Here is a 24,655-nt window from a genome sequence, read left to right on the forward strand (position 1 = left end):
TACATAAGGGACGTTCTATAGGTGTGCATGTCATGCCAGCCGATACAGAATGGGCATCGCACCCACGTGGTTGGCTTCGAGGTTAGCGAGCATATAGTCGCGAAAGCTTTTCTTAGACATCTGTTTTGCCAGGAAACCGGGCAGACCCAAGTCAAAGCGCGCATGGTTGATGGCCAGAAAATCAGATGTTTCCGGGTGAATGGGGATCAACAATATGGAGTTGTTCAGGCCCATCTCCACGCGATACCAGTCCGCAAGATAATCCCACAGCTCCATCATGGTGTTCACATCGTCTGCCACAAAGTAGTTGAACAAGAACAAACCGTCTCTTGTCTTATCCACGTTGCCAACTCGTTTGCTGTTCCTGGCCGTCATGACGTGCACGTCCTTTGCCTTTTGGCTCAGGTTTTCAACGAGGACTTGATATAAATGTGTTGCCTGGATCTGTTCGATAGATTCCGGCGACTTGGTCTCGATGAGTATGACGACGTCAAATTGGGCAACGTGAATCGAATCGGCACGCTCCCGGACGTAGGGTAGCCGCTCCACGGGCGGCAATCCGACGGCTTTAAACACGGTTACTGTTTCAATGGCATCGAGTTGTTCCAGATGGCTTGCCAACTCTTTCAGACCGCTTAGAAGTTCGGCGTCCGTGTTCGCCCTGAACGGGAAGGATGGATCGCCTGTCTGAGCTGCAATGTGGATGTAGCCGAGTGTCGTAGGTTCGGAGAGTTTGATTCGACCGTACTTGTCGTTCGCGTTGACAATCTGTAAGTGCATGAGCATTACCTCCACCTCGTTGGAATGTCCCACTGTCTTGTTACGACCTTCTACCCTCGAAAAGGTGGCATGTTCCAAGGATAGACGTTTGCTGTCTCGAACCAATTGACGAAACGATCAACAATCTGTCACAGTTGTGGCACAATCACCGGCCGAGAGAAATCGTGGGGTTCATCATGGTACACTGACAGTGATCGACAAGGGGGTTCTTGGATGAACATCACGGGAAACACGGTCTTAATTACGGGTGGGGCTTCCGGCATCGGTTTGGCACTTGCAGAGCGTTTTCTCAACGCTGGCAACGAGGTCATCGTCTGTGGACGTCGCCAGGAGAAGCTGCAAGAAGCAAAGCAAAGACTTCCCCGATTACATACCTGTGTTTGTGACGTAGCGAATGAGGCGGATCGACAATCTTTGTTCACCTGGGTCACCAGTGAGTTTCCGGAACTGAACGTCCTGGTGAACAATGCAGGTATTCAGCACAGGGTGAACCTATTAAGACCCAACGGTGACTGGAGTCACTATCATCAAGAAGTCGCCATCAATCTGGAAGGCCCGATTCACCTCACCATGCTGTTCGTTCCTCAACTGGTGCAAAAGAAGAATGCCGCCATCATCAATGTTTCTTCTGGGTTGGCCATTACGCCAGCGACGTGGGCTCCCATCTACAGTGCGACGAAAGCGGCCTTACACTCATTCACCATGACGCTGCGCCTGCAACTCTCGAAGACCAACGTGGAGGTTGTGGAAGTCTTGCCGCCAGCGGTGAATACCGATTTGGGAGGGCCTGGTTTACATACGTTTGGTGTACCTGTGGACGAATTTGCGGATGCTGTGTTCCAGGGTCTTGAGGCCGGGAACCTGGAAATCGGTTATGGGGGCACGGAGAAGAGGGGGCGTGCTTCGCGGGACGAGATTGATCAAGCGACAAGGCAAATGTGGGAAGGGTTTTTACGCAGCAATCCACACTTTCTGGACTAGGCCATAACAGGCATATGAGCAATCTTGGTGCCATGATGACTGCCCGCGTAGGATCAGCTCAACATCGGCGTCTGTGCGGTACCTAGGAACGCTGATCCGCAGTCCGCGGCGGGGATCGACCGCAAGGGTCAGGTGCCGTTTGTTGCACATATCGATAATTCCCGATATATTGGTGCCATGGACGTCATGTTGGCCATAAAAGCTTTGGGAAATCCGGTACGTCTGCAGATCCTGAACTGGTTGAGGGATCCGCACCGATACTTCTCAGATCAAGCGGTCGGCGATTTGGACGCTGACGGCGTCTGTGTCAGTGTGATCCAACGGCGTGTGAATCTCTCCCAGTCGACCGTGTCCCAGTATCTGACCGAGCTGCAGCGGGCAGGACTGGTGGAGTCTAAACGGATTGGCCAGTGGACCTATTACCGCCGGAATGAAGCAGGCATCCGGAAGTTCCTGGATGAGTTGGAGAAGGTCATCGGCGCCCACGGCAACCGGGAGGCTTAAAGAAGCTGATACCCTCCTTGGTCAACTCGAGACCAGGAGGGTGTCTACACGTTTGGTATATCGATATATACCGAAATGCAAATATGTTTGCAGGTAACCAAAGGAGGCATTCTTGATGTTTCACCCACCGGTTTCCACGCAGATGACGGAAGGGCGTGTTTACCGCCGCATGTTTGCTCCGGGAAAGTTGACACTCGGCCTCTTTTTTCCCATCGAGGCGTTTGCGGGAGACGAGCCGACCATGCAGCATCAGGAGCGGCTTGCCCACCGCGCGGAGGAACTGGGGTTCGCCGCCCTCTGGGTGAGGGACGTACCACTGCGCGATCCGAATTTTGGAGACGTCGGCCAGGTGTATGACCCGTGGGTGTATCTCGGCTGGATTGCGAATCATACGAAGGAGATTGCTCTGGCCACCGGATCCATTGTCCTGACGCTGCGGCATCCGTTGCACACCGCGAAGGCGGCGGCTTCGGTGGACCAGTTGACCGGCGGGCGTCTGGTTTTGGGTGTAGGATCCGGAGACCGACTGGTGGAGTTTCCCGCGTTTGGCGTTCCTTTTGAGGAACGCGGCGACCGTTTCCGCGAGAACCTGCGTCTGCTGCGCGAGGCCTGGTCCCAGCAGTATCCCATCCTTGACTCAGCATACTACGGGCACATGCAGGGTGCCGACTTGGTGCCGAAACCGACGGGCCGCATTCCCATTTTGGTGACCGGGCACAGCCAGCAGAGTCTGGATTGGATTGCACGCGAGGCGGACGGGTGGATGACGTATCCGCGCGGGCTGTCCGTTCAGTCCCAGATTGCCCAACGCTGGCAGGACGCGTTGGCCAGAGAGGCGCCTGGCCAGTTCAAACCGATGGTGCAGTCGTTTTACATCGACCTCACGGACGATCCGGACGTACCTCCGGTACCCATCCATCTCGGATTCCGCGGCGGACGCAAGGCGATGCTGGCGTACCTAGAGGGCTTACGGCAAATCGGCGTGAACCATGTGATCCTGAACTTGAAGTACGGACAGCGCCCTGCTGACGAGGTGCTGGAGGAGGTCGGGAAGGAGGTCCTGCCGCAATTGAGGTGAGGCGGCGATTGCAGCCAGTTGAGTCGTTCTCTATCCCTTGGAACAGTCGATGAAGGGAGGTGTAGTAAACTGGGAACGATTCAATGGGAAAGGCCGCAGTTTGGCGACTGCGGCCTTCTGTTCGGTCGACGACATACTTTTATATACAAATAAAGATAAAATAGGCTCTATCCTAAAAGAACATGAAAGGTAGGTATTTCCAGAATAAGTAGGTCTGAAAAGTGAACAGGGGCAGACTAAAAACAGCAGCGAGTGCAATCGCTACATCTTTCATCCTATCACCCCCTCGAAGGTTTATCGAGATTCTATGCTGCCAGGCGGGTGGAGTCAAAGTGCAAATGACGCGATTATGCATCGTTATGACGGGTATTGCTGAATCACCGAGGCTGGTGCATGGGCTAGCCCTGCATACCTGTTTGTCTTGTGACCAGCAATAAGAAATCTCATCTATGGATGCCATGGATGGCTAATCACATGGGTCCTGAACGAGGATCAAACAGGACCCGCGTGTACTCCCCCTCATTAATCTGAGTACCGTCCGCCAACAGATCTCTGAATCGAGCAAACAGGGAATCGATGAGCGGTTCCTCGTTTATCGATTTGATGGCGGTGTTGTAACTTTCTTCGTCAGGAAAGAAGTCAAGTTCTGTAATCTGGCTAGGGTCCTGATGATTGCAGCTGTAACCATGCATCGCTTTCCGATTGTGCCTTCAGCAGAAAGGGTGGAATCACTCCACTGCCCATGACTTGCGGGATGGCGTTGGCTTTCCGCATGTACTGGTCGAAGACCTGTCGTTGTCTCCAGGCAGCTTGATCATTGCCCTCAGACTGCGCCACCAACATCCGTACAGCTGCCTCTCCGGCTTCGCTATCCATCACAAGTTTGTCAAGCCATGGCTTGGTTTCGGTCAAGAACTCTTGGTTATGCAATTTAGCTTGCAACTCACTGCGAGTCTGCTTCAAGGTTTCAAACCGGTTCACAAGTTTGTCGGCCGCTGCCTGCAATTGTATCGAATCCCTGGTATCGTATGCCTTCCAAAAGGCGCCTATCTGCTGTTGCAATACCGTATCCCCGCCATTCGGGCTGAGTTTGGACTGAAGCGAGTTTTCAGCAAAGTTGCGCAGCGGTTCGTAAGCCGCCCCACCGAACCGCTGAAGGCTGAGTTGCCAGGATTTCTCCGGCTCGTACGCGTGTGGATTCCACGCGTAATCGGCCACCGTGAAGAGTGGGATTTTTGAAGCTTCGGCCTCAATCATTGGATTCGCCGTCAACCCGACGGCGCCGTGCTCGCTAAGACCGGGGTCGCGTCCAACCAACGGGCCCAGGAGCAGCTGATTGGGGACGTAGTCATTGACCGGGAAGTTGTCCCAGATGAGGAGCTTGTGTTGGAAAATGTCGTACGTCCTTTGGGCGTCGGCGTCGGTGATAGTCGGGGCAATGACGCCGACGCCTGTCCAATAGACGAGGATGTTCCGGTTGACCAGCTGCGCGAAGCGATCACGATACGCTGTATGGCCGGCTTGGTAATAATCAGTCGGCACAGTGATCAACTGGGTTCCTGGATGCGTCTTGATGAACTTGTTGTAGAATTGGTTGATAAGGTACGCCTGGGCAGCTGCAGGTGGGTTTGGATCGTTGCCAAACTTGCGCTGGTCCTGTTGGTAGTGAAACGTCTTACGGATGTCGTCGAAGAAAAGGGCAAAGGTGCGAACCCCGATATTGTACAAGTCCTGATCTTTGGCAATAAGCTTCTGCAGGTCACTGGAGCTGGAGTAACAAATGCTCAACCCTGGCGACAGGGCGTACACAAAGTTGACGTGGTTCTGCTTTGCGACCGAGACCAGTTTATGAATCTGTTGCAGTTTGTCAGCCGGGTAAGGCTGGTACCATTTGGCGCGCAGGTATGGATCGTCCTTGGGGGAGTACACATACGTATTCATCTTGTTCTCTCCGTAAAAATTCAGCTGACTGATGCGGTTTCGCTGCGACCACGGGGCGCCGTAAAAGCCTTCTATCACACCGCGTGTCTGCATGCTTGGCCAATCGCGTATGACGACTTCGGGTACCAGAACTCGGCTGTGGCCTCTGGCTGGGATGAGCTGGCGCAGGGTTTGAGCTGCATAGAAAGTCCCTGTCTTATCCACCCCGGACAACACGATCTCGGCGCGTCCGTGATTGCTCCCTGTGGCGAGCACATAGCCACCGGAAAGCAGTCCGGTTGGACCTTTCACATTCAGAGACTTCAGTTGCGCGGCTGAGCCTGCGTTCTCAGAGGGGCCGCCTATCCATATGGTCAAAGGTGCTCGCGAGGACGGCTTTTGCGCGGGCTCTGCAGAGATGTTCTGGATCTGCTTGACGCCATCTTCCCTTAGGACCTGCGTGACCGTCCGGAGAGCGGACGGATCGGTATTCTTGCCCTTGACCAGTGCCACCGTTGCGGGGAGGGGAAAACTCCCGAGACGCTGTTGCACGGACTGCGGAGTCGGCGAGATCGGAGGGAGTTGGCTCTTGCCCGGAGGGGAAGTCGTGGGATGATGTGCGGGTTGAGAGGCCGATGCCGAATGGAACCAGGGTTGTGTGGCTGCGGAGCCGATGAGAAGAATAGCCATACCCACGACGCCGAGTGAACAAAATATCAATCTGTGCCCGGCGGTACGTTTTGACATCGCTCGTTTCATCGGATGCCCTCCCCCTTTCTCAGGACCCACACGGTCTTCAATCCGATGTGCACAAAAATCCCCGTTCCAACGAAACTTCATGCGCTTGGATTCGACATTTGTGTCCGGAATCCCTTGCCGTAGTTGGGTTTTAGGTGATTTTTGTGGTGCCCCGGTTGTGGCATGGGTCATGAGTCCCGCTGATGAAGAAAGCCTCTCGGACCAGGTGGGTCCAAGAGGCGGAAATCGACGCTCATGTACCCTGAGATTGCCCCCGTCGATGGGGGCACCCCTTGGGTTCGCCTCGGTTACGATTGTTCCACGGGAACTTCTGCCGCGGCTTTGGAACCGCCCCGTGTCCGTCGAGGCTTAAACCGGTCCATCTGGGCTGCATAGAACGATCCAATCACAAAGAGGGCCGCCAAGGCTTGCGCAATCATATTCTCCCAGTTGTTAAAGACGGAAAACCACGTCCCCATCCAATCCGGAATGAAGATGGGAATCGTATGTGTGGGCAACCAGTTGGCTGCCTGCATTTCATTGATTTGTTCGCCGACCATGATCTCCAGTACGACGCCAAGCATGATGCCGGTAAACACGAGCATCTTTTTATAAGGTAGCTTCTGATGGGCAATGAACGTAAAGTATCCCGTGATGCCAATCAAGACGAGAGCCAGAGCGGTTCCCAGCAACACGTTCTGGATGCCAACCTGCAGACGGATGCTTTGCAGGAAAATATCCACTTCAAATCCTTCCCGGTATACGGAGACCATCCCCAACAGGATCAGTCCTTTGTAAGCCACCGATTTGGCCACGTCGAAAGTCTCTTCTTGCGACGATTCGATCGACTGAATGAGTTCTTTTTTCTTTCGGTTCTGGAAGGATATCCAGCCCGTCCAATAGATGCGATGGAAGAACCAGTTCATGACAATCAAAAGTACCACGATAGCGAGAAGACCCGTGGCCGCCTGGATGTTGGCTTCCGAAGTGGTATCCGAAACGAGGTTTAAGAGGCCGACAAGAATGAACCAGGTGATCAAGGTTGCACCGAGCCCAGCGCCTGCGCCCACAGAAATCGGCTTCCAGTACACTCTTTGGGTACGAATGAGACCGGCAATGATGGCAGACAGGACAAGGATGCATTCCAGACCTTCTCGGTAGACGAGGACCGCTGTATCGATCATCGCAGCGGTGGGTGACGTGCCATGAGCCGTGGGGTCGGGATTGCCGGCGGCTGTGATGGCTTGCCAAATCAATACGGCGATGAGTAGAGCGCCGGCGGCGCAAATCCCGATTGTACGAACAATGGAACGTTGCATGGAAAGGGTCCCTCCCGGACGAAAATAGTTGACTAGGCAGATCAACTTTGCGAAACCCATTATATAGTTTGGTCATGCTATCTTCAATAGTTAGTTTAAACTAATTAACTGTGGTTGGACTGTCCATGGTGGCCCCCTGGCGACTCCTCTGTGGGATGATATGGGCAGGGACACCAGGGGAGTGTTGTAAAGGCTTCTGGGGTAGGGATATAATGATGCCACTCGTGGCGGCCCACCCGTACACCTGGAGGGAGTCCCCTGACGGGCGATGCAATGGTACGGTTTGTTCAACCCATTGAGTGCCATTTTGCCTGCATGAAGAGTCCATTTTACTGTGTTCGATAGGATGTAGATAGGTATGGAGAAGGAAATCATCATCCGTCTCGTAGTCTCTGGCATACTAGGGGCACTTATCGGACTTGAGCGGGAGATCCGTTACAAAGAGGCGGGACTTCGCACTCATTTTGTGGTTGCCGTTGGCAGTGCGCTAGTCATGGTGGTCTCTAAGTACGGGTTTGTTGACGTTCTACATCCGTATACCGTCGTGCTTGACCCTAGCCGTATCGCCGCACAAGTGGTGAGCGGAATCGGGTTTCTCGGAGCCGGCACGATCTTGGTGCAAAGACAATCCGTTAGAGGTTTGACGACTGCCGCAGGGCTATGGGCGACTTCTGGCATCGGTCTGGCCATCGGAGCCGGTATGTATACAGCGGGAGTGGGCTCCACAGTGCTAGTCTTGATTGCGCTCGAAATCCTAGACAAAAGCCAGATGTTGATTACCCGGCACAAATCGCGTGTTGTCATCCGCACCGACAATGTGAATGCGGTATTGGGAGCCATCAGGGCATCTGGGTTCAAAATGCAGAAAATCAAGATTGACCATAGCAGGGTTACGGATGTGGATAATGCCGACATAACCATAACGACATACCTTTCAGCCAAGTCGGCGAAAGATAGGGATCGGATGATCGATGTCTTGGGCACCATGCCGCATGTGAAGTCGGTGAAGATTGAGTGACTGAGCAGGTGTCTTGTGCCTCTTATCAATCGATGTCATGAAGCGCAGTCAGCGGACATCACCTTCGCTTTGTTGGACGATCTCGATAAACCTTGTTAGCGCGGGGGATAAAAAGGCATCCCTCCGTCGCACCAGGACAGTTGGAACCTGCCCGAACTCGTCAGGAATCTCATGAATCGTAACCTGATACCTGCCTTGTCCGACTGCGTTTCTCGGAACCAAGGAGACACCGACGCCCGCAGCAACACACCCGAGGATGCCATCCAGTGTCCCCAGTTCAATCACCTTGCGAGACACAATTCCGAGGTGATCGAGATACTCTTCCATCCGTTTCCGGTATGAACACCCCTCCCGAAAAGCCACCACCGTGGTGGGGAAGGGGTGGCTTTTCGACGGCTCCCATCCGTTTGCCCCCGTCACGAGCACGAGTTTTTCCTCGATGACTGCTAATGTGTGCAACTGCGGATGGCTGACTGGTCCGGCAACAAATGCGACTTCAACGTCGTAGCTGAGAACGGCTTGCAGCAACTGGTCGGTCGATCCGGTCGTCAAGTACAGGTTGACCTGCGGGTACCGCCGGTGATACTCAGCGAGGATGTCCGGCAAACGCGTGGCGGCCGTGGTTTCCATGGCTCCAATGCGCAGGGGTCCTCTCGGGGATCTCGTATCCTGAATGGCTTGTTCCGCCTCTTGGCATAAGTTCAGGATTTGTTCAGCGTAACGGAGCAAGGTCACGCCGCTCGACGTAAGGGACATGCCACGGGCATGTCGATGGAACAAGGCGGTTCCCAGTTTGGTTTCTAAGTTTTGAATCCGTGCCGTAATATTGGATTGCACGTATCCGAGTCGCTCCGCTGCTTTGGTCACACTCCCGGTCTTGGCCACGGTCATGAATATGGTGAGATCCCGAAACTCCACAGCCCCTCATCCCTTCTAACAACATTCACATAATCATTCTCCCGTAGAGATGGTTTCTTTCATTATCATTCATTTTACGTGATAGTCGGCAGGACGTACAATCATTCCTGTCACAGTGTCACGGCAGGAGGAATGAAAGTGGCCGACCGGCAAGCTAAACTCGAGGCAGATCGCAGATTGTGGAGGCAACTGGTGGCGGGAGCCTTGGCATTGTTCATCGCTATGGGAGTTGGACGCTTCGCTTATACACCCATTCTTCCTCTCATGCAGTCACAGGCGCGTGTCACGAATTCGCTGGGGGGTTTCCTGGCATCGAGCAATTACCTTGGATATTTGGTCGGCGCCTTCGTGGTCGGTTCAGCAACTTGGTTTCGACGTCGCCGCTTGCGGGTTTATCGCTGGTCGTTGTGGATCAATATCTTCTCCACAGGAGCGATGGCTGCCACTGAGGACCACTGGCTTTGGTACATGCTGCGGGCGCTCTCCGGTTTGACGAGTGGATTTGTGTTTGTTTTGGCATCGAGTATGGTGTTGGATGAACTAGCCAACCGACAACGCTCAAGGTTATCGGGTGTGCTCTATGGCGGGGTCGGATGCGGGATCGCTGTGATTGGTCTGGCCGTGCCAATCTTCGGAAGGGTAGCGGGGTGGCGTGGCGCATGGATAGGGGCCATGATGATCACCATCGCCATCGGCCTGCCTGCTGTTCTTTGGCTGCGAGATGCTCAAAATGGTTCGCCCGCAGCCGCGTCTCGGGCCGTGGATCTGCCGACAAAAAGGCTCAGAACATACTTTCCGTGGCTTGTTGTGGCCTATGGCCTTGAGGGACTTGGATACATCGTAACAGGGACATTTCTTGTGTCCCTAACGGCAATGGTTCCTGCGTTGCGAGGATTCGCGCCGTACACCTGGGTTATAGTTGGCGTTGCGGCCCTGGCTTCGTGTTTCATTTGGGCGCAAGTGGCACATCGGTGGGGGAGCATCACTGCTCTTTGTGGGGCTTATGTGGTTCAGGCGATAGGCGTCTTGTTGCCGATCCTTCTGTCGAATGTACCCGGAGTGTCTCTTGGTTCTATTTTGTTTGGCGGAACGTTTATGGGTATTACAACAACGGCCACGATGCTTGGTAAGCTTCTGCGCTCGGAGGACGCAAGCCAGGCCATCGGTCTTATGACCGGCGTGTATGGAATCGGGCAGATCGTGGGCGCGGCGGGTGCGGGTGTACTTGCCCATTATACCGGCGGGCTCGTCTTGTCGACAGTGATGGCAAGTGGAGTGTTGTTTCTTGGAGCCTTAGTGCTTGGTGTCGGGGGAATTCGACGAGTGTGAGGAACAATTACAGCTGACCAGGCTATGTGTTGGAAGCCATGCAGGTGAAAAAATAGAGCCCTCATTTGCCGATTCCAGGGTACGCCCTAACCAACGATATCCGGAAAGTCAGCTTCTGAATGGATTTGGGGACGGCCCCTTTTATTTTTGCATTCGTGTTTCCATATACTTTCGGAAAGAGATTGCAGTTTCTCGTGATTGTATAATGTCCACGCGAGGCGTAATCTTCATGGTGTAAGAGGTTTCAAAGCATCAAAATGCTGTAAATCCATTTCCGCAATTCCTGCCGTGGGGGGTGAACAGAATTCCCAATCAGGCATGGATGACGGCACTGCTTGCGTTGAAACCACGGGCTCAGGAAATTTTTCAGGATTTGCTCGAGCGCGACATACCGGTCACCACCACGGAACTGGCGCGGCGCTACCGCCTGAGCGAGCGGAGTATTCGCTACGACCTGGCGGAGCTGCAGCAAATCTGCGATTCGCTGCCTGTCACACTGGTGCACCGGCGCAATGGCGTTTGGTTGGACGGTCCAACGGACGTGCGCAGGGCGCTGCAGAGGGAGTGGGCGGCGCTAATGGGCGCCACGCCGCCTTCGCCCGCGGACCGACGGTTGCACACCCTGCTGGCCTTGCTGCTGACCGCTGAAGAACCGCTGGTGGTTAAGCAGTTGCAGGGTGTGATGAACGCCAGTCCGCGTACGGTATATGCGGATATGGACCGGGCCGAGCGGTGGTTGGTGGGGCATGGTCTGCGTCTCATTCGGAAGCCGCACTTTGGTGCGAAGGTGGAGGGGGAGGAGCTGTACTGGCGCCACGCCATCTATCGCTTGCTGCTTGCCGCGTGTCCCCCGGTCAAGGTATTGGATCTGCGCGCAAGCGCGGCCACCTTTTGGAACAAACTATGCCAGAGTATGGACGCACACGTGCTGACCGGGCTGGTGCAGGCGGACGACGTGCAAACGGTAGTGCGGCTGGTGGCCGACCGCGTTGCCAAGGGGCCACATGTGCAGGGGTGGTGGACGAAGCTGGTGCTGTACACAGCTGTCACGCTGGGCCGGATGCGCCAGGGGCATGCGGTGGCTTTACTCAAGTCAAACCTGAAGCTCTTACAGCAGACGGCAGAGTATCAATTCGCGTTGACACTGGTAGCACGCCTGCAGTGCGAGACGGGATTGCCTTTCGCAGAAGAAGAGACAAGCGCGCTCGCGCTTTACATGCTCGGGGCGTATCCGAACCTAGAGTTGCAGGAGAGCGGCGCGCAGACCGTGGCTCTTGATGATTTCTCGCAACAGTTGGTGACCAGGATGCTCAAGACTGTGGATGAAACCTTGGGGATTGTCTTGAGCACCGACGAAGACTTGCTGCGGGGTTTGATTTTGCATATCAAACCCATGACCTATCGGCTCCTGTACGGCGTCGCTATTGAGAACGACCTGTTGGAGGACATCAAGGAGGACCATGCGCTCGCGTATTACGCGGCCGTAGTGGCTGCCCAGTTTCTTGAGGGGGAACTGGGGAAACCCTTGAACGCAGCAGAAATCGGGTATATTGCTCTGCACTTTGGAGCGGCTCTGGAACGGCGGCGAGCCCACCCCGCCGGTAGTGCGGACGCCGTCCGGGTCCTGGTCGTGTGCGCAGGTGGCATTGGTACCGGGAAGATCTTGCAGTCCCGGATTGAGGCCAGCCTAACCCATCTGCAGGTGGTGGATGTGCTGGACCAACAGCGCATTCCTCATATCAATGCGGATGTCGCAGACGTGATTGTCTCGACGGTGGGGTTACCCCATTCGCCTTTGCCGTATCTTGTGGTGAATCCACTGCTGCCGCTCGCTGATTACCACCGGTTGAACCGATGGGTGGCATCTGTGATGGGGATGACAGCGGACGTGCCGGGCACCGAGCATACATTGTTGAAATCGGTCCTGGATGTGATTCAGGCGCAGTACGAAGTATTGGATCCGGAGGCGGTAACCGCAGAGATTCACCGCATGTTCACACGGATTGGGGCCTACTTAGCGAAACCGCGGGCAGAGGGTCCTTCATCCGAGAACACCGCGGGAGACAGGGCAGCGAAAGACAGCCAGGTGGGAGACAGAAAGAAGGTTTTCAGGATGCTGGATTTGCTGACGAAGGAGAGCATTCGGGTACGAGCAAAGGCCGCGAATCCCAATGAGGTTGTGGACATTGCCGGTCAACTGTTAATGGACACAGGCGCCGTGACGCCCCGTTACGTGGAGGCGATGAAGACCTCACTGGCGGTTAATGGACCGTACATGGTGATTGTCCCGGGGATTGCGATCTTGCACGCGCGGCCGGAGGACGGCGTGGCGCGGGTATGCATGAGCCTGGTCACCCTGGCCAATGGAGTTCCGTTCGGGCACAAGGACAATGATCCTGTGGATATCGCCATCGCGTTTGGCGCTGTTGACAACGAAGCCCATCTGCAGGCGCTGTCCGACTTGATGCGATTGTTGGCTGACAGCGCGTCACTCGACGCCATTCGCAATGCGGACGATGTGCAGCAGGTACTGGCTGTGATTCGCAAGACAACAGCCTGAAGAGCACGGTAGAACAAGGAGGCAATGTAATATGAAAATCTTGGCAGTGTGTGGCATGGGATTTGGCAGCAGCATGGTGTTGCGTATGACCATTGAGTCGGTCCTAAAGGAGATGGGGGTGAAGGCGACTGTGGCCACCTCCGACATCGGATCGGCGAAATCGGAAAGCGCGGATGTCATTGTCACGTCTGCCGAATTCGCGCCACTACTCAAAGACAAAGGTGTGCCGATTTTGGAAATCAAGAACTACGTGGACAAACAGGAAATGAGACAAAAGCTGTCGTCGGTGCTGTCAGCGTAAAAAGGAGGACAAATGATGGTTGTCATCCATTTCATTGTGCACGAAATTCTTGACCAGGCGCCGCTGCTGGTGGGCTTGATTGCCCTCATCGGCTTGATTGCCCTGCGCAAGTCGTTCAGTGAAACGGTCACCGGGACGCTGAAGGTGATTGTCGGGTTCCTGATTCTGTCCGGGGGCGCCAACATCATATCCGGCGCCTTGGCGCCGCTGGGTAACATGGTCCAGGCGGGCTTTCACTTGCACGGTGTCATTCCGACGAATGAAGCCATTGTCGGACTCGCGCAGAAAGCATTCGGTCCTCAGACCGCCGTCATCATGGGGCTTGGGTTTGTGGTCAACCTGTTGTTGGCTCGGTTCACGCGGGCGAAATTTATCTTTCTGACCGGCCATCATATGTTCTTCATGGCCACCGTGCTGGCCGTTGTGCTTGGGAGCGCGGGCATTACAGGCACCAACCAAACCCTCATCGGAGCCATTCTGGCCGGCACGGTTTCCACCATCATGCCTGCCTTCGTCCATCCATTTACGAAAAAGGTCACAGGGGGCGCCGAATTCGCGCTCGGCCACTTCAACACGCTTGGTTATATCACCTCCGCCGCGGTGGGCAAGTTGGTTGGCGGGAACAGCCGCACGACCGAAGAGATCAAGGTGTCTCCGAAGTTCGGCTTCCTGCGCGACTCGTTGGTGATGACCACTTTGACTATGATTGTATTGTTCCTGATTTTGGCGATTGTCGCTGGCCCGAAAGCGATTGCAAGTTACACTCAGGGCGGCAACTACATCATGTACGCCTTTACCCAAGCGCTCACGTTCGGTGCCGGGATTGCTGTGGTATTGATGGGCGTGCGCATGATTCTGGCCGAAATCATCCCCGCATTCCAAGGGATTGCCCAAAAAATTGTCCCAAACGCTGTACCGGCCCTGGACTGTCCGACGGTGTTTCCGTTCGCTCCGACAGCCGTGTTGGTTGGATTCATCTCCAGCTTGGTCGGCGGCATCATCGGCATGTTCCTGATGGGGCCGCTTGGCCTGGCGCTGATAATCCCTGGCATGGTGCCGCACTTCTTCGACGGCGGCACTGCAGGGGTCTACGGCAATGCCACGGGCGGGCGCCGCGGGGCCATGATTGGCGCTTTCATCAACGGCTTGCTGATTACCGTGTTGCCGGCCCTGCTACTGGCGTTCATGGGATCTTTCGGCTTGGCCAATACCACGTTTGGCGACAGCGATTTCTGCTGGGTCGGCATTGTGGGCGGCCTGTTCGCCAAGACCGGTCTGGCGGGCGCATACATCCTCACCATTGTGGTGTGCGCCATCCTGGTGCTGTTGGCGAGCTATGTCACCAAACGGACATCGGGCCAGCCAACTGCAGACGACTCGGTGTAGGCATAACGGGTGGCGGCGTACGTTTCAGCAGGGTGGCTGGGGAGATCCGGCCGCCTTCTCATTTTTGTTCAAATTCAGGGGAGTGGAAAATGCGGGTCTGGCATGGTTGGCAGGTGCTCCAGGTCGTCGACACAAACAGGGTACCCACCACGGCGGCATCTGACGGCGGGAGGGGGGCGGCCGCGGCCGCTGATACGCCGTCCGTAGTTTTTTGATTTGAAATAAGTATTGACAAATGCCGAGAGATGCGACCCAATTAGAGTTAGGAGAATTGGTAGTCGGGCCTCATTGAGTCGCCGTGAAGGAGGGGGGCCAAGGTGGCGTTCACCACAGGTGTAACAAGCAAGAATCGGTCCCAGATGTGGATGCGGGAAGTGATTTCTCCGGTGGCAGCGTTTGGCATATTGGCCTTTGCCACTCATGCTGATTGGCATGGGAGATGGGTCTCCTTTATAGAATTTCTTGTTGCATACTGGGCTTTCGGGCTGCTATGGGTACTTGGTTGGAAGCTGTATGCACGCGTGAAGGGACTGGACGTATCACCTAGCTGCATTTCAAGGAATGTGTATCAACGCTATTTATGGATATACCTAATTGTCTCATTGGCTCTCGCAGGGCTACTCTATTTTGCATTCAATAATTTCGCGTGGGCTTAAGGGGCAGAACGATTGAACTTTCTCTAGAAGCGAAGACCGTTGCAGGCGCCTTCTGTTTCATTGAATCAAACCTACAAAACACATTAAACGACTGTGCTTCGGGACGTGAATTGCCAAAGGATTCCTGGTGCGTGGAAGAAGGGTATTTTGAGAAAGATTCTTGGTTCACGAGACTCTTACGGTGAGATATCAAACTCCTGAAACAGTACCTACAGGTGCAATCAGTTGGTCTTTGAAAATGCCGAGCATGACAATCAGGGGTGCCGGTGGATTAAGTAAGGATGGAAGAATTTTAGCTCAAGGTCACATCGAAGTACCTCCGGGTAATCCGCATAGACAATACGAGCTACAGTGGAGGCTGAGAGAGATGGATGAGGTACGTTACCCAATTGGGCCGTTTGAACTGGTGAAAGACGTTTCTCCTGAGCAACGGAAGGCGTGGATTCAAGACCTTGCGGATGCACCTGTGAAATTACATTCGGCTGTAGTGGGCTTGTCAGCAGAGCAGTTGGATACGCCGTATCGCACTGGCGGGTGGACCGTACGCCAAATTGTTCACCACTTGGCGGAAAACGATATGCTCGCTTATGCCCGATTTAAATTTGGCCTGACTGAGGAGGCTCCGCAAATAAGACCTGCCTCGGAGAACTTGTGGGCAGAATTGCCGGATCGTGATGTGTCTGTCGATGATTCTTTGGACTTGTATCGGTTAGTTCACAAGCGATGGGTCACTTTGCTGGAGGGGCTAACGGCAGCGGATTTTGATCGCACCTACGTTCATCCTGTAAGCGGCGTGTGGAAGCTAGACCAAGCCATAGGGTTGTATTCCTGGCATGACCGGCACCATACGGCTCAAATTACATCTTTTCGTAAACGCATGGGATGGTGAGAGCCTTCAAAGAGTGGGGGTAAAAGGGAGAAGTGAAGTGACAAAATATCCCAGTGCTCCTGACTTCGTATTCCATTTGACATTTTGGCCTATCGTTGCCGCTGTGGCGGCAGCAAAAGATAGGGTCGCGTTGATATTCGGGCGTTCTGATGTATTGTTTGTCATTTTGCGGTCTTTGCCCGATATGCGGAGTAGGTGCGGGAACTCTATCAGGCGTGAGATGATGGAAGCCATTATGGAAACAGTGTCCCTTTGCAAGGATTGCGGGAAGTCATTCAAGATACCGCAGCCAGCACGTCAGGCGGGTCTTCCGGCACGAAAGCCGCATCTGATATATTATAATATCCCCAGAGAGCCTGGGAGGTGTCGGAATGATTCAGGAAGTATCGGATCTTTACAACCTGCTAAGCGCGGTGCATGGCACCATTGATCAAATGCTTGAGGGTTTGACTGATGAACAATGGTTGAAAAAGCCACTGCCGAATTTCAATAACATTGCTTCTATCATCCATCACGTGGCTCTCGTTGAGCGGAAGTTCTTTTCAACGGTCTCTGGGAAAAACCTGCAAATCGATGTAGGAGAGCCGTTTAAGCGGACCGATTGGGACCTTGATGACATACGCCAAGCATGGGCAGAATCGCTGCCGTACGCTGCACACGTCTTTTCCGAGCTCAAGGAGCCAGAGTTGTCGGAGCCGGGGCTCAAACTTGCTGTGGGTGAGTTGAACAAGCGGCAGTTGGTCAGCTACGCCATTGCCCATACCTCTCATCATCGCGGGCAGATTCCGCTGGTCAAAAAGCTTTTGTAGTGAATCTGCGTGATGAAGGCATCCGCTGATTGGATGCCTTCTTTGATTAAGGTCCTCCCACACGTGTTCGGGAGATACAGGCACGCCCCCTCATTGCTGAGACTTGCGTTTGCCCGGTATTTACGAACTAGTATCAACAGAAAGAGGAGACACCCGCAATGGACCCGCTTCTCATCGATTTCCCGGAACAGTTTGAAACCGATAGGCTGCTCATCCGCTGCCCCATGCCCGGCGATGGCCGATTTCTGGCGGAAGCCATAAAGGAATCCTTTCATACCCTGCATAGGTGGATGAACTGGGCGGATCATATACCGTCAGCTGAAGAATCAGAGGAGCTGGCACGACGTGCGAGGGTGAAGTTTCTGGCTCGAGAAGACTTGTTATTTTTTGTTTTACACAAGGATACTGGAGCGTTTCTCGGGAGTATAGGTCTTCATCGCATGGATTGGAAACTGCGCAAGTTTGAGATTGGATATTGGATTCGTGATTCAGCGAGTGGAAATGGATATATGACCGAGGCGGTTCAGGGACTCACACAATTTGCAGGGAATGTTTTGCATGCCAATCGGATCGAGATTCGTTGTGACGTCAGGAACACTGCCAGCCGCAGGGGCGCTGAAAGGTGTGGGTACTACCTTGAGGCTGTGTTGTTGAAAAACTTTGTCGATCCGGAGGGCCAGATTCGAGATGACTGTGTGTATGCGAAAGTTAGGCCCGAAGATGGGCGACTTGGTTACCCGGGTACGAATTGGTGCACGGGAGCGAACGAACTCCCGTTTGCTCATCGAGATGTTCAGTGAGGAACAAATTCGATTATCGGATTGGCGAAGCAAGGCAGATCTCCATGAAATACCCGGTGACGATAATAGGAACCAGTCACAGTGATAGATCCTTTCGAATTGTGGTCTATCGATCTCGATTGCTTACTGCATAGGTCCGAACAGGGACTTCGTGTTTGTCTCCAAGGATGATGCGCGACTTACAGCTATAAATGATTACAGGACTAGACATGAGCGCGCTAGACGAGATGGAAACACGACACGTGAGTCGGATGCAGGGAAAGGGCGAAAAATATCGAATCCCAGAAATAAGTCGTGATAGAAAGATACGTTCGCTTGGGTATTCTGCTCGATATGTCCGTCCAGGAGGTCGACAAAGCATTGGATACGAAAGAAATGGTGCTGACTCTGCTGGATTTCCGACATGACCAAGAAGCCGGTTTCTTGCCACTCAAGAAGGCAATTGATGGGTTAACTGCCGAACAAGCCTCATGAAGGCCCGATGCCCACTCGCATTCCATCTGGCAACTTGTCAACCACATGATCTTTTGGGATGAGCACATCGTCCAGCGGATGCGTGGAATCACCAAAGCGGAGACGGAAGTCAAAAATGAGCAAACATTTGCGGAACTGGAGGCTCCGCTGGATGATTCGGCTTGGCGGCAGACCGTAGAACTCGCCGACAGGGTGTATCGAGAGTTACGGCAAGCCGTGGCAAATGCCAACGAGTCAGATCTGGACCAGGCATCGATGCTGAAGGCCCCCCTCTTAAGGTGATATTGGGGGATATCGCCATGCATGATGCTTATCACATTGGGCAAATCCTGTATGTCCGTAAGCTTGAGGGGTGGCGACGTAGATAGATGCTTTGAGGTTTCCAGTATCGCTAGGCCTGGCGAATTGTGCGAGGTGAGAAGTATGGCGATGCAGAAAGTGGCAGCCATCTATGATATACACGGGAACTTGCCGGCATTGGAAGCGGTACTGGAAGATATCTGCCGGGAGAATGTGGACTGCATCATAGTTGGGGGCGACGTGGCCTGGGGACCGGATCCGGCAGGAGTGATGGACTGCCTTCTGCGTTTGCCAGGGGATGTACGATTTCTCCGGGGCAATGCGGATCGGGAAGTGGCGGGGCGATATGGTGTGGAGCAAGGGCTTGAGCAGTGGGTTGCACAAATCAATCAATGGTGTGCTGACCAATTGAATGATGCGCAACTGGCATTCCTGCGCAAATTGCCGGAGAAGGTATCGCTGCATATTGACCGTCTTGGTTCGGTGCTTTTTGTTCACGGATCGCCAAGGAGCGACGAGGAGGCGATTCGTGAAGATACTTCAGAGTCGGAGATTCGTCCCATGCTGGAGGGCGTTACCGAAGACATCGTCGTCTGCGGGCATACGCATGTTCAGTTTGATCGACGGATAGGCGGCAAACGGGTCATCAATCCGGGGAGTGTGGGACTTCAGAGTTCGGCTCGCGGGGCATGTTGGGCGCTCTTTGGACCGGATGTGGAGTTGAGGGAGACCAGCTATGATGTAAAGGCAGCGGCTGAGAGAATTCTCCGAACAGGGGTGCCGATGGCGGAGGAGTTTGCACAGCATGTGCTGAACCCTCCCATGAAGGGGCCGTGATGCCATTCATTTCGGAATGACCACATGATAAGTGTGGCGGGGGCGGGTCGTATACGTGTTGCGTCTCCCGAGAAGACAGTCAAGGGGAGGATACATCGTGGAGTCTTCGAATCAGAGTCAGGTAACCTCTGTCTACAAACAGTTATTGAATGCGTGGAATCACCAAAACGCTCGTGCAATGGCGGACTTGTTTGCCGATGATGGGGAATTGATAGGCTTTGATGGCAGCCAATCAGTTGGGCAGACTGAGATATTCGAACACTTAGCGCCAATCTTTGAACACCACCGTACAGCCGCATTCGTCAGCAAAGTGAAAAGCGTGCGTTTCCTGTCACAGGACGTTACTATTTTGCGGGCTATTGCGGGCATGGTGCCTCCAGGACAATCGGACATCGATCCGAATGTCAACACTCACCACACACTTGTCGCGCAACATATAAGGGGAAACTGGAGGATTCAACTGTTTCAGAATACTCCGGCTCAATACCACGGAAGACCCGAGTTGGTTGAACAAATGACTGCAGAGCTGAGGCAGTTGCTTTAGCTCACAACGACTATAGGGCTGAGTTGACTTGGTGTGACACGGGAATAGGACCAGGCTTCTCATATGAAAAGGAGTCGGTTTATGCAAAGGAGGAATCCATGATGGCCATTGTGGCGGTCAGTATTGCACCCATCGGTACGGCAAGCACGAGCGTAAGCCAATATGTCGCCGAGACGCAGCGGGTGCTGGAGCGTCATCCGAACCTCCGGGCGCGCCTTGACCCGATGTTCACAACCATCGAAGGCGAATTATCGGAGATATTCTCTGCCATTCAGGAGATGCATGAGGCTTTGATGGCGATGGGAGCCCAGAGACTGTCCACCGTGGTGAAGATTGACGATCGGCGGGACGTGCATCATTCCATGGAGGACAAGGTGGCGGCGGTCGACGCTCACCTCGGCGGCGCAGAGAACCAGCCCAATTTGGGTGCAGAATTGGGTAAAGGCCTGGAGAGGAGTTGGACGAGTGGAACTCTATGAAATGACAAGTGGGGAGTATACCCTTTCGACAGATCCGAAACGGATCGATATCGACGTGGTCTACGCGTATTTGCACAATGAAGCGTATTGGAGCAAAGGGATTCCACGAGATGTGGTGGAACGTTCAATCCAGCATTCGCTCTGTTTTGGTATATACCATGGCGATACGATGGTCGGATTCGCACGAGTGATTTCGGACTATGCCACTTTTGCGTACTTGGGAGACGTGTTTGTGCTTCCGGAGCACAGGGGGAAGGGATTGTCCAAATGGCTGTTGGAGGCCATCACCGGACATCCGGATTTGCAGGGGCTCAGGCGGTTTTATTTGGTGACTCGGGATGCTCATGGACTGTATTCACGGTTTGGATTCCGAGTTGTCGAAGACCCGGGGCGGCATATGGAAAGGGTTACGCCGGCCGCGGTTTTGTATAGTCAACCGGGGAGTGAAAAGGGCAGAGCTTTCGTCCATTGAGGGCGCACCAACAAATGCGTCGGCCATGATTTTTATTCCAGGTGTAGTCCCTAGGGCATTTTGGCGCAATACGAATAGAATACGGATAGTTGGAATGGAGCATAACCGTGTGATTTCGAGGTGACTCCCATGGACGGCAAGGTCGTAACAGGCGCTCGCTATGGCATATATGCTCCGTATGTTGTCAGAAACCTCTCGATTAGCGGGGGTATCTGTCTGATTGTCGGTTTACTCGGTACTGTATATGGTTTGGGGCAGTAAAGTGGGGAATTACATTGAACGAGAGAGGGTAGTTGACCTGTTGCATCTTCATGGGGATGAACTTGTGCTGGATGTGGGCTGCGGCCGGGGACTTGTGCTGAATGCCGTTGCGAAACGACTGAAGTCCGGTAAAGCCATCGGAATAGACATTTGGAGTAAACGAGATGTATCCGGCAACGATCCATCCGAAACCAGGAAGAATGCTGAAATAGAAGGCGTCGCAGAGCGGGTCGAGATTCGGGACGGAGATGCCCGGAGCATGCCTTTTGAGGACAACTTTTTTGATGCGGTTACTTCGAGTCTTGTTCTCCACAACATTTCAAATCGCGAAGAACGACGACAGTCTGTTCGGGAGATTTATCGAGTGCTAAAACCTGGTGGTCGATTCGCTGTTCTGGATTTACAACACACAAATGAATATGCGTATGAATTCAGGCAATGTGGAGCAGTTGATGTAGAGATACAGGGTCCACACTTCACGATGTTTCCGCCTGTGAGGATTGTTACAGGTAGAAAAGTAACCATGTCAGGATGAGTGGCGGACACACCATGTCGTCAACGCCTCATCGGCAGGCTGCCATGAAGTAGAGGCAACAAAAAGTGAATGTACATATCCGGAGAGCGATTCCGGAAGAAGCCCCCATTCTAACTTCCATTGCCCTGGAATCAAAGGCTGTATGGGGATATGACAAGGAATTTATAGAGCAATGTCGTGAAGAACTTACGTTGACCCCCGAGTATGTCCGTTTACATGAAGTCTATGTAGCCCAACAACATAATCAAATTGTAGGCTTTTATGGTCTTACTGTGGATGAAGGGAGGGCGATTCTCGATTATCTATACATGATTCCCGCTTCTCTAAGGCAGGGAGTGGGACGGCAATTATGGGATGATTTAATCAAACGAGCCAAATCCTTGGGCGTCAGCGTGATATCTATAGACGCGGATCCGCACGCAGAACGCTTTTATCTCCATGGGAGCAGAGCGGGTTGGTGTCACACCGTCTGGGTCTATCGAAGGTCGTATGTTACCACTCCTACGTTTCGTGATTTCGGAATCATGAATGATTGGATTATTCTGAAGTTTGTTGCTGAAGGAGCGACCTATGAAGATGGCATGACGCTTGTCTAGTGGATGGCGGAGAACAAGCGTTGAAGCGGGTTGCCAATTCCCCTCCCACTACAGATGGCTACAGAGAGGGAAGGGAAGTGGATTGGGCATGCACCAAGGGATTGAGTCAGTTCATGAGCCACAACATACTTCACAGTGATGTGAAAAATCGGTGAGATTTGCTACTCTACAATCTATGGATAAGTTGTTCAAAAGGGATGGGTGGAGGGTCAATCATTCATTGCATGTTGAACGACGAGAAGGTAAAGCTGGACACTATCTCGGAATCTTGGCTCTGCTAGTTGCGACCGTCATCTGGGGATCAACATTCGTCGTGACACAATCTGTCTTAGGACAGGCGGGTCCCTTTACGGTCACGGCACTGCGCTTTCTCTTCGGGCTCGCTGTACTCTGCCCTTTCGCTTACCGGCAAGGCTTTCGGGCCAAGCTTACGGTGAAACCAACCTTCCTGGCCTTTGGGCTCACAGGCGTGGCGCTCTATTTCGGACTTCAGAATCTCGGACTCGTGTTTACCTCCGCAGGAAATGCCGCTTTGATTCAGGCGGGGATTCCTGCCGCTACAGCTATCATCTCCTTTGTCTTCTTGAAGGAACGTATTCCTCTCCGACGGTTGGTCGGTATCGTCCTGGCTATCGCAGGGGTGGCGTTTGTCAGCAGTACGCCCGGTACGGGTTCCGGTGGTCGGCCGGTTTTAGGAAACCTCCTGATTGTAGGCAGCGTATTCGCATACGGTGCCTATACGGTACAGGGAAGGCTTCTCAGAAATCAGCACTATGCGGCGACGGTTACGACCGCAGCGAGTTTTGTCGCCGGGCTGTTTTTGTTAATCCCAGTTGCCGTCATCGAGATGTGTCTTACAGGAGTACCAAAGATCAGTCTTATGGGTTGGCTCAAATTGATGTATCTCGGAGTGATAGGTTCTGGGCTCACATTGTTTCTGTGGAATTACGCCTTGCGATTTGTAGAGGCATCGGTTGCAGGTTTGTACGTGAACCTTATTCCTGTGGTTGGTCTCGTCTTCGCATGGCTAGCTGGAGAACACGTTCACGCCGTTCAATTGGTCGGGGGTGGGATGGCGATTATCGGGGTGTTGATCGGAGACGTAGTGGTAGGTCAAAGGAGTTCGGGGGAGGTACGTAAAGAGTAAACGCTCTGTTCATGGGAAATGTTGTTTATCAATACATTTACCACTAATATCCAATTCCATGTGTTTGGGTTCATACATCTTTCGTGGATTGATTGGGATCCACATAACAAATAATGCGCCACAGGTCGACAACTCCTCGACGCGGTAGAGAACCGTTCGGTCTGTACCGATGTTAACAAGCCATTCGATGCAACGACCTAGAGATTTTACGGCGATAGGGGGATTCCTCTCAAAAATTATGAGCGCCCGAAAATCGGGGGCGAAATGTGGGTTAGGGGGCCGCGCGAAGTGGACGAATCACCGTCCCAATGGGAGCAGGACAAAGCCGGAAAGTGCGGTACCGGATTGAGTGAAGTGTGGGAGGATAAAGGCACGGGGCTTTGCTCTGATCTACTCACTCCGTTGAAAAAAGGTCCTCGGATTCGGGTTCGGACAGAAAAGCTCTTTCGGGTAAGGGAACTGAAGGGGTGGCAATGAAGAGGGGTCATAGAATGCGAAGTTTCCTATTTCACCATCCACAGCCTGAAGCGTTCCGCCTTTCACTGTGCACGCAAACACAAAGTTTAGGTACTCAACTTGATTTCCGTCTGGGTTAATCCATCGACATTTCTCGCCACCAAATACACCGAGCAGGTGTGTGGGAACAACTTGTAATCCTGTTTCTTCCCATACTTCTACTTCGCGAACAACAGCTTGAGCAGGCGTTTCACCAAGTTCTATGGCACCAGCAGGAAGACCCCACATTGTCTTGCCTGCTTCTTGCACGAAGAGGATTTGGTTTCTTTTATTTCGAATGATTGTGATTTCCACTACACTTGGACAAAAAATAAGCTGATTGCCAATTTTTCTGCGAATATTCGTGCAATAATCTGACATCGGCATTTCAATATGCTGCGTGTCTTCTATGCACGGATCCATCACAAATGGTTGAGAAAGGAACTGAAAAAGGGGAGAATGTCACAGTTACAGAGACCGTAGCGAACCCACTTTTGAACTTGCAGAGGACGCATATAGAAACGGGATC

Annotated in this window: 23 protein-coding genes and 1 pseudogene; 19 read left to right on the forward strand and 5 right to left on the reverse strand. The window is 53.3% G+C overall.

What is annotated here, in order from left to right; genetic code table 11:
* Positions 1-30: 30 nt before the first annotated feature.
* The gene (locus tag AK2_RS02610; protein ID WP_067931094.1) at positions 31-780 is read right to left on the reverse strand and encodes a hypothetical protein; all 750 of its coding nucleotides are present in this window, start codon (positions 778-780) and stop codon (positions 31-33) included.
* A 213-nt stretch (positions 781-993) separates the two neighbouring features.
* Here AK2_RS02610 and AK2_RS02615 point away from each other — a divergent pair, with 213 nt between their 5' ends.
* The 3 genes from AK2_RS02615 to AK2_RS02625 all read left to right on the forward strand — a co-directional run bounded on the left by AK2_RS02615 (position 994) and on the right by AK2_RS02625 (position 3,343).
* On the forward strand, positions 994-1,761 hold the full coding sequence (locus AK2_RS02615) for an SDR family oxidoreductase (RefSeq protein ID WP_067931095.1): 768 nt from the start codon (positions 994-996) through the stop codon (positions 1,759-1,761).
* A 186-nt stretch (positions 1,762-1,947) separates the two neighbouring features.
* A complete protein-coding gene (locus AK2_RS02620) occupies positions 1,948-2,265 on the forward strand; it encodes an ArsR/SmtB family transcription factor (protein ID WP_439645074.1) in 318 nt (105 codons plus the stop codon).
* A gap of 115 nt (positions 2,266-2,380) precedes the next feature.
* Positions 2,381-3,343, forward strand: coding sequence for an LLM class oxidoreductase (locus AK2_RS02625; protein ID WP_083520782.1), 963 nt, complete (start codon positions 2,381-2,383; stop codon positions 3,341-3,343).
* 657 nt (positions 3,344-4,000) lie between these two features.
* Here AK2_RS02625 and AK2_RS02630 read toward each other — a convergent pair.
* A complete protein-coding gene (locus AK2_RS02630) occupies positions 4,001-6,193 on the reverse strand; it encodes a glycoside hydrolase family 84 protein (protein ID WP_083520783.1) in 2,193 nt (730 codons plus the stop codon).
* Positions 6,194-6,309: 116 nt separating this feature from the next.
* Positions 6,310-7,320 (reverse strand): FTR1 family iron permease, encoded by a 1,011-nt coding sequence (locus tag AK2_RS02635; protein WP_067931101.1) that lies wholly within the window; start codon positions 7,318-7,320, stop codon positions 6,310-6,312.
* A 358-nt stretch (positions 7,321-7,678) separates the two neighbouring features.
* Between AK2_RS02635 and AK2_RS17715 the strand changes: the two genes are divergently transcribed.
* Complete coding sequence (locus tag AK2_RS17715) at positions 7,679-8,338, forward strand: MgtC/SapB family protein (protein WP_067931104.1); 660 nt, start codon at positions 7,679-7,681, stop codon at positions 8,336-8,338.
* Between the two features lie 48 nt (positions 8,339-8,386).
* On the opposite strand, the gene AK2_RS02645 is transcribed toward AK2_RS17715, so the two are convergent.
* The gene (locus tag AK2_RS02645; RefSeq protein ID WP_067931107.1) at positions 8,387-9,256 is read right to left on the reverse strand and encodes a LysR family transcriptional regulator; all 870 of its coding nucleotides are present in this window, start codon (positions 9,254-9,256) and stop codon (positions 8,387-8,389) included.
* Positions 9,257-9,394: 138 nt separating this feature from the next.
* Between AK2_RS02645 and AK2_RS02650 the strand changes: the two genes are divergently transcribed.
* The 15 genes and pseudogenes from AK2_RS02650 to AK2_RS02725 all read left to right on the forward strand — a co-directional run bounded on the left by AK2_RS02650 (position 9,395) and on the right by AK2_RS02725 (position 23,631).
* Complete coding sequence (locus tag AK2_RS02650; RefSeq protein ID WP_067931109.1) at positions 9,395-10,585, forward strand: YbfB/YjiJ family MFS transporter; 1,191 nt, start codon at positions 9,395-9,397, stop codon at positions 10,583-10,585.
* Between the two features lie 295 nt (positions 10,586-10,880).
* Entirely contained in the window at positions 10,881-13,145 is a 2,265-nt protein-coding gene (locus AK2_RS02655; RefSeq protein ID WP_157076194.1) for a BglG family transcription antiterminator, read from the forward strand.
* 31 nt (positions 13,146-13,176) lie between these two features.
* Positions 13,177-13,446: a PTS sugar transporter subunit IIB gene (locus AK2_RS02660; protein WP_067931114.1), complete on the forward strand. Its 270-nt coding sequence runs from the start codon at positions 13,177-13,179 to the stop codon at positions 13,444-13,446.
* A 15-nt stretch (positions 13,447-13,461) separates the two neighbouring features.
* The gene (gene ulaA / locus AK2_RS02665) at positions 13,462-14,832 is read left to right on the forward strand and encodes a PTS ascorbate transporter subunit IIC (RefSeq protein ID WP_067931117.1); all 1,371 of its coding nucleotides are present in this window, start codon (positions 13,462-13,464) and stop codon (positions 14,830-14,832) included.
* 1,023 nt (positions 14,833-15,855) lie between these two features.
* Entirely contained in the window at positions 15,856-16,377 is a 522-nt protein-coding gene (locus AK2_RS02675) for a YfiT family bacillithiol transferase (RefSeq protein WP_067931123.1), read from the forward strand.
* 371 nt (positions 16,378-16,748) lie between these two features.
* Entirely contained in the window at positions 16,749-17,186 is a 438-nt protein-coding gene (locus AK2_RS02680; RefSeq protein ID WP_067931126.1) for a DinB family protein, read from the forward strand.
* Positions 17,187-17,344: 158 nt separating this feature from the next.
* Positions 17,345-17,986, forward strand: a complete 642-nt coding sequence (locus tag AK2_RS02685) for a GNAT family N-acetyltransferase (protein WP_067931128.1) — start codon at positions 17,345-17,347, stop codon at positions 17,984-17,986.
* Between the two features lie 486 nt (positions 17,987-18,472).
* Positions 18,473-18,742, forward strand: a pseudogene (locus AK2_RS17720) (DinB family protein); the annotation flags it as partial.
* A gap of 141 nt (positions 18,743-18,883) precedes the next feature.
* Positions 18,884-19,597: a metallophosphoesterase family protein gene (locus AK2_RS02695; protein ID WP_245632732.1), complete on the forward strand. Its 714-nt coding sequence runs from the start codon at positions 18,884-18,886 to the stop codon at positions 19,595-19,597.
* Between the two features lie 97 nt (positions 19,598-19,694).
* Positions 19,695-20,141 (forward strand): SgcJ/EcaC family oxidoreductase, encoded by a 447-nt coding sequence (locus AK2_RS02700; RefSeq protein ID WP_067931134.1) that lies wholly within the window; start codon positions 19,695-19,697, stop codon positions 20,139-20,141.
* Between the two features lie 101 nt (positions 20,142-20,242).
* A complete protein-coding gene (locus tag AK2_RS02705) occupies positions 20,243-20,620 on the forward strand; it encodes an MTH1187 family thiamine-binding protein (protein WP_169794721.1) in 378 nt (125 codons plus the stop codon).
* Entirely contained in the window at positions 20,607-21,092 is a 486-nt protein-coding gene (locus tag AK2_RS02710; protein ID WP_245632733.1) for a GNAT family N-acetyltransferase, read from the forward strand. Before AK2_RS02705 ends, AK2_RS02710 begins: the two co-directional genes overlap by 14 nt.
* Before the next feature lie 262 nt (positions 21,093-21,354).
* Positions 21,355-21,888, forward strand: coding sequence for a class I SAM-dependent methyltransferase (locus AK2_RS16330; protein ID WP_217994662.1), 534 nt, complete (start codon positions 21,355-21,357; stop codon positions 21,886-21,888).
* A 65-nt stretch (positions 21,889-21,953) separates the two neighbouring features.
* Positions 21,954-22,484: a GNAT family N-acetyltransferase gene (locus tag AK2_RS02720; protein ID WP_067931140.1), complete on the forward strand. Its 531-nt coding sequence runs from the start codon at positions 21,954-21,956 to the stop codon at positions 22,482-22,484.
* Positions 22,485-22,704: 220 nt separating this feature from the next.
* Complete coding sequence (locus tag AK2_RS02725; RefSeq protein WP_067931143.1) at positions 22,705-23,631, forward strand: DMT family transporter; 927 nt, start codon at positions 22,705-22,707, stop codon at positions 23,629-23,631.
* Between the two features lie 390 nt (positions 23,632-24,021).
* Here the strand turns inward: AK2_RS02725 and AK2_RS16335 are convergent, their stop codons facing one another.
* Positions 24,022-24,513 carry an NUDIX domain-containing protein gene (locus tag AK2_RS16335; protein ID WP_083520787.1) on the reverse strand — a complete coding sequence of 164 codons (492 nt, stop codon included), beginning with the start codon at positions 24,511-24,513 and terminating at the stop codon, positions 24,022-24,024.
* Positions 24,514-24,655 lie beyond the last annotated feature (142 nt).

Source organism: Alicyclobacillus kakegawensis NBRC 103104 (assembly GCF_001552655.1).
Classification (GTDB): Bacteria; Bacillota; Bacilli; order Alicyclobacillales; family Alicyclobacillaceae; genus Alicyclobacillus_G; species Alicyclobacillus_G kakegawensis.

What these genes read in the sequence shown, in the direction of transcription:
- ulaA (WP_067931117.1), top strand. Translation starts at nt 13,462, where the DNA reads ATGGTTGTCATCCATTTCATTGTGCACGAAATTCTTGACCAGGCGCCG.
- AK2_RS17715 (WP_067931104.1), top strand. Translation starts at nt 7,679, where the DNA reads ATGGAGAAGGAAATCATCATCCGTCTCGTAGTCTCTGGCATACTAGGG.
- AK2_RS02680 (WP_067931126.1), top strand. Translation starts at nt 16,749, where the DNA reads ATGATTCAGGAAGTATCGGATCTTTACAACCTGCTAAGCGCGGTGCAT.
- AK2_RS02615 (WP_067931095.1), top strand. Translation starts at nt 994, where the DNA reads ATGAACATCACGGGAAACACGGTCTTAATTACGGGTGGGGCTTCCGGC.
- AK2_RS02685 (WP_067931128.1), top strand. Translation starts at nt 17,345, where the DNA reads ATGGACCCGCTTCTCATCGATTTCCCGGAACAGTTTGAAACCGATAGG.
- AK2_RS02660 (WP_067931114.1), top strand. Translation starts at nt 13,177, where the DNA reads ATGAAAATCTTGGCAGTGTGTGGCATGGGATTTGGCAGCAGCATGGTG.
- AK2_RS02705 (WP_169794721.1), top strand. Translation starts at nt 20,243, where the DNA reads ATGGCCATTGTGGCGGTCAGTATTGCACCCATCGGTACGGCAAGCACG.
- AK2_RS02695 (WP_245632732.1), top strand. Translation starts at nt 18,884, where the DNA reads ATGGCGATGCAGAAAGTGGCAGCCATCTATGATATACACGGGAACTTG.
- AK2_RS02620 (WP_439645074.1), top strand. Translation starts at nt 1,948, where the DNA reads ATGTTGGCCATAAAAGCTTTGGGAAATCCGGTACGTCTGCAGATCCTG.
- AK2_RS02630 (WP_083520783.1), bottom strand. Translation starts at nt 6,193, where the DNA reads ATGACCCATGCCACAACCGGGGCACCACAAAAATCACCTAAAACCCAA.
- AK2_RS16335 (WP_083520787.1), bottom strand. Translation starts at nt 24,513, where the DNA reads ATGCCGATGTCAGATTATTGCACGAATATTCGCAGAAAAATTGGCAAT.
- AK2_RS02635 (WP_067931101.1), bottom strand. Translation starts at nt 7,320, where the DNA reads ATGCAACGTTCCATTGTTCGTACAATCGGGATTTGCGCCGCCGGCGCT.
- AK2_RS02610 (WP_067931094.1), bottom strand. Translation starts at nt 780, where the DNA reads ATGCACTTACAGATTGTCAACGCGAACGACAAGTACGGTCGAATCAAA.
- AK2_RS02625 (WP_083520782.1), top strand. Translation starts at nt 2,381, where the DNA reads ATGTTTCACCCACCGGTTTCCACGCAGATGACGGAAGGGCGTGTTTAC.
- AK2_RS02675 (WP_067931123.1), top strand. Translation starts at nt 15,856, where the DNA reads ATGGATGAGGTACGTTACCCAATTGGGCCGTTTGAACTGGTGAAAGAC.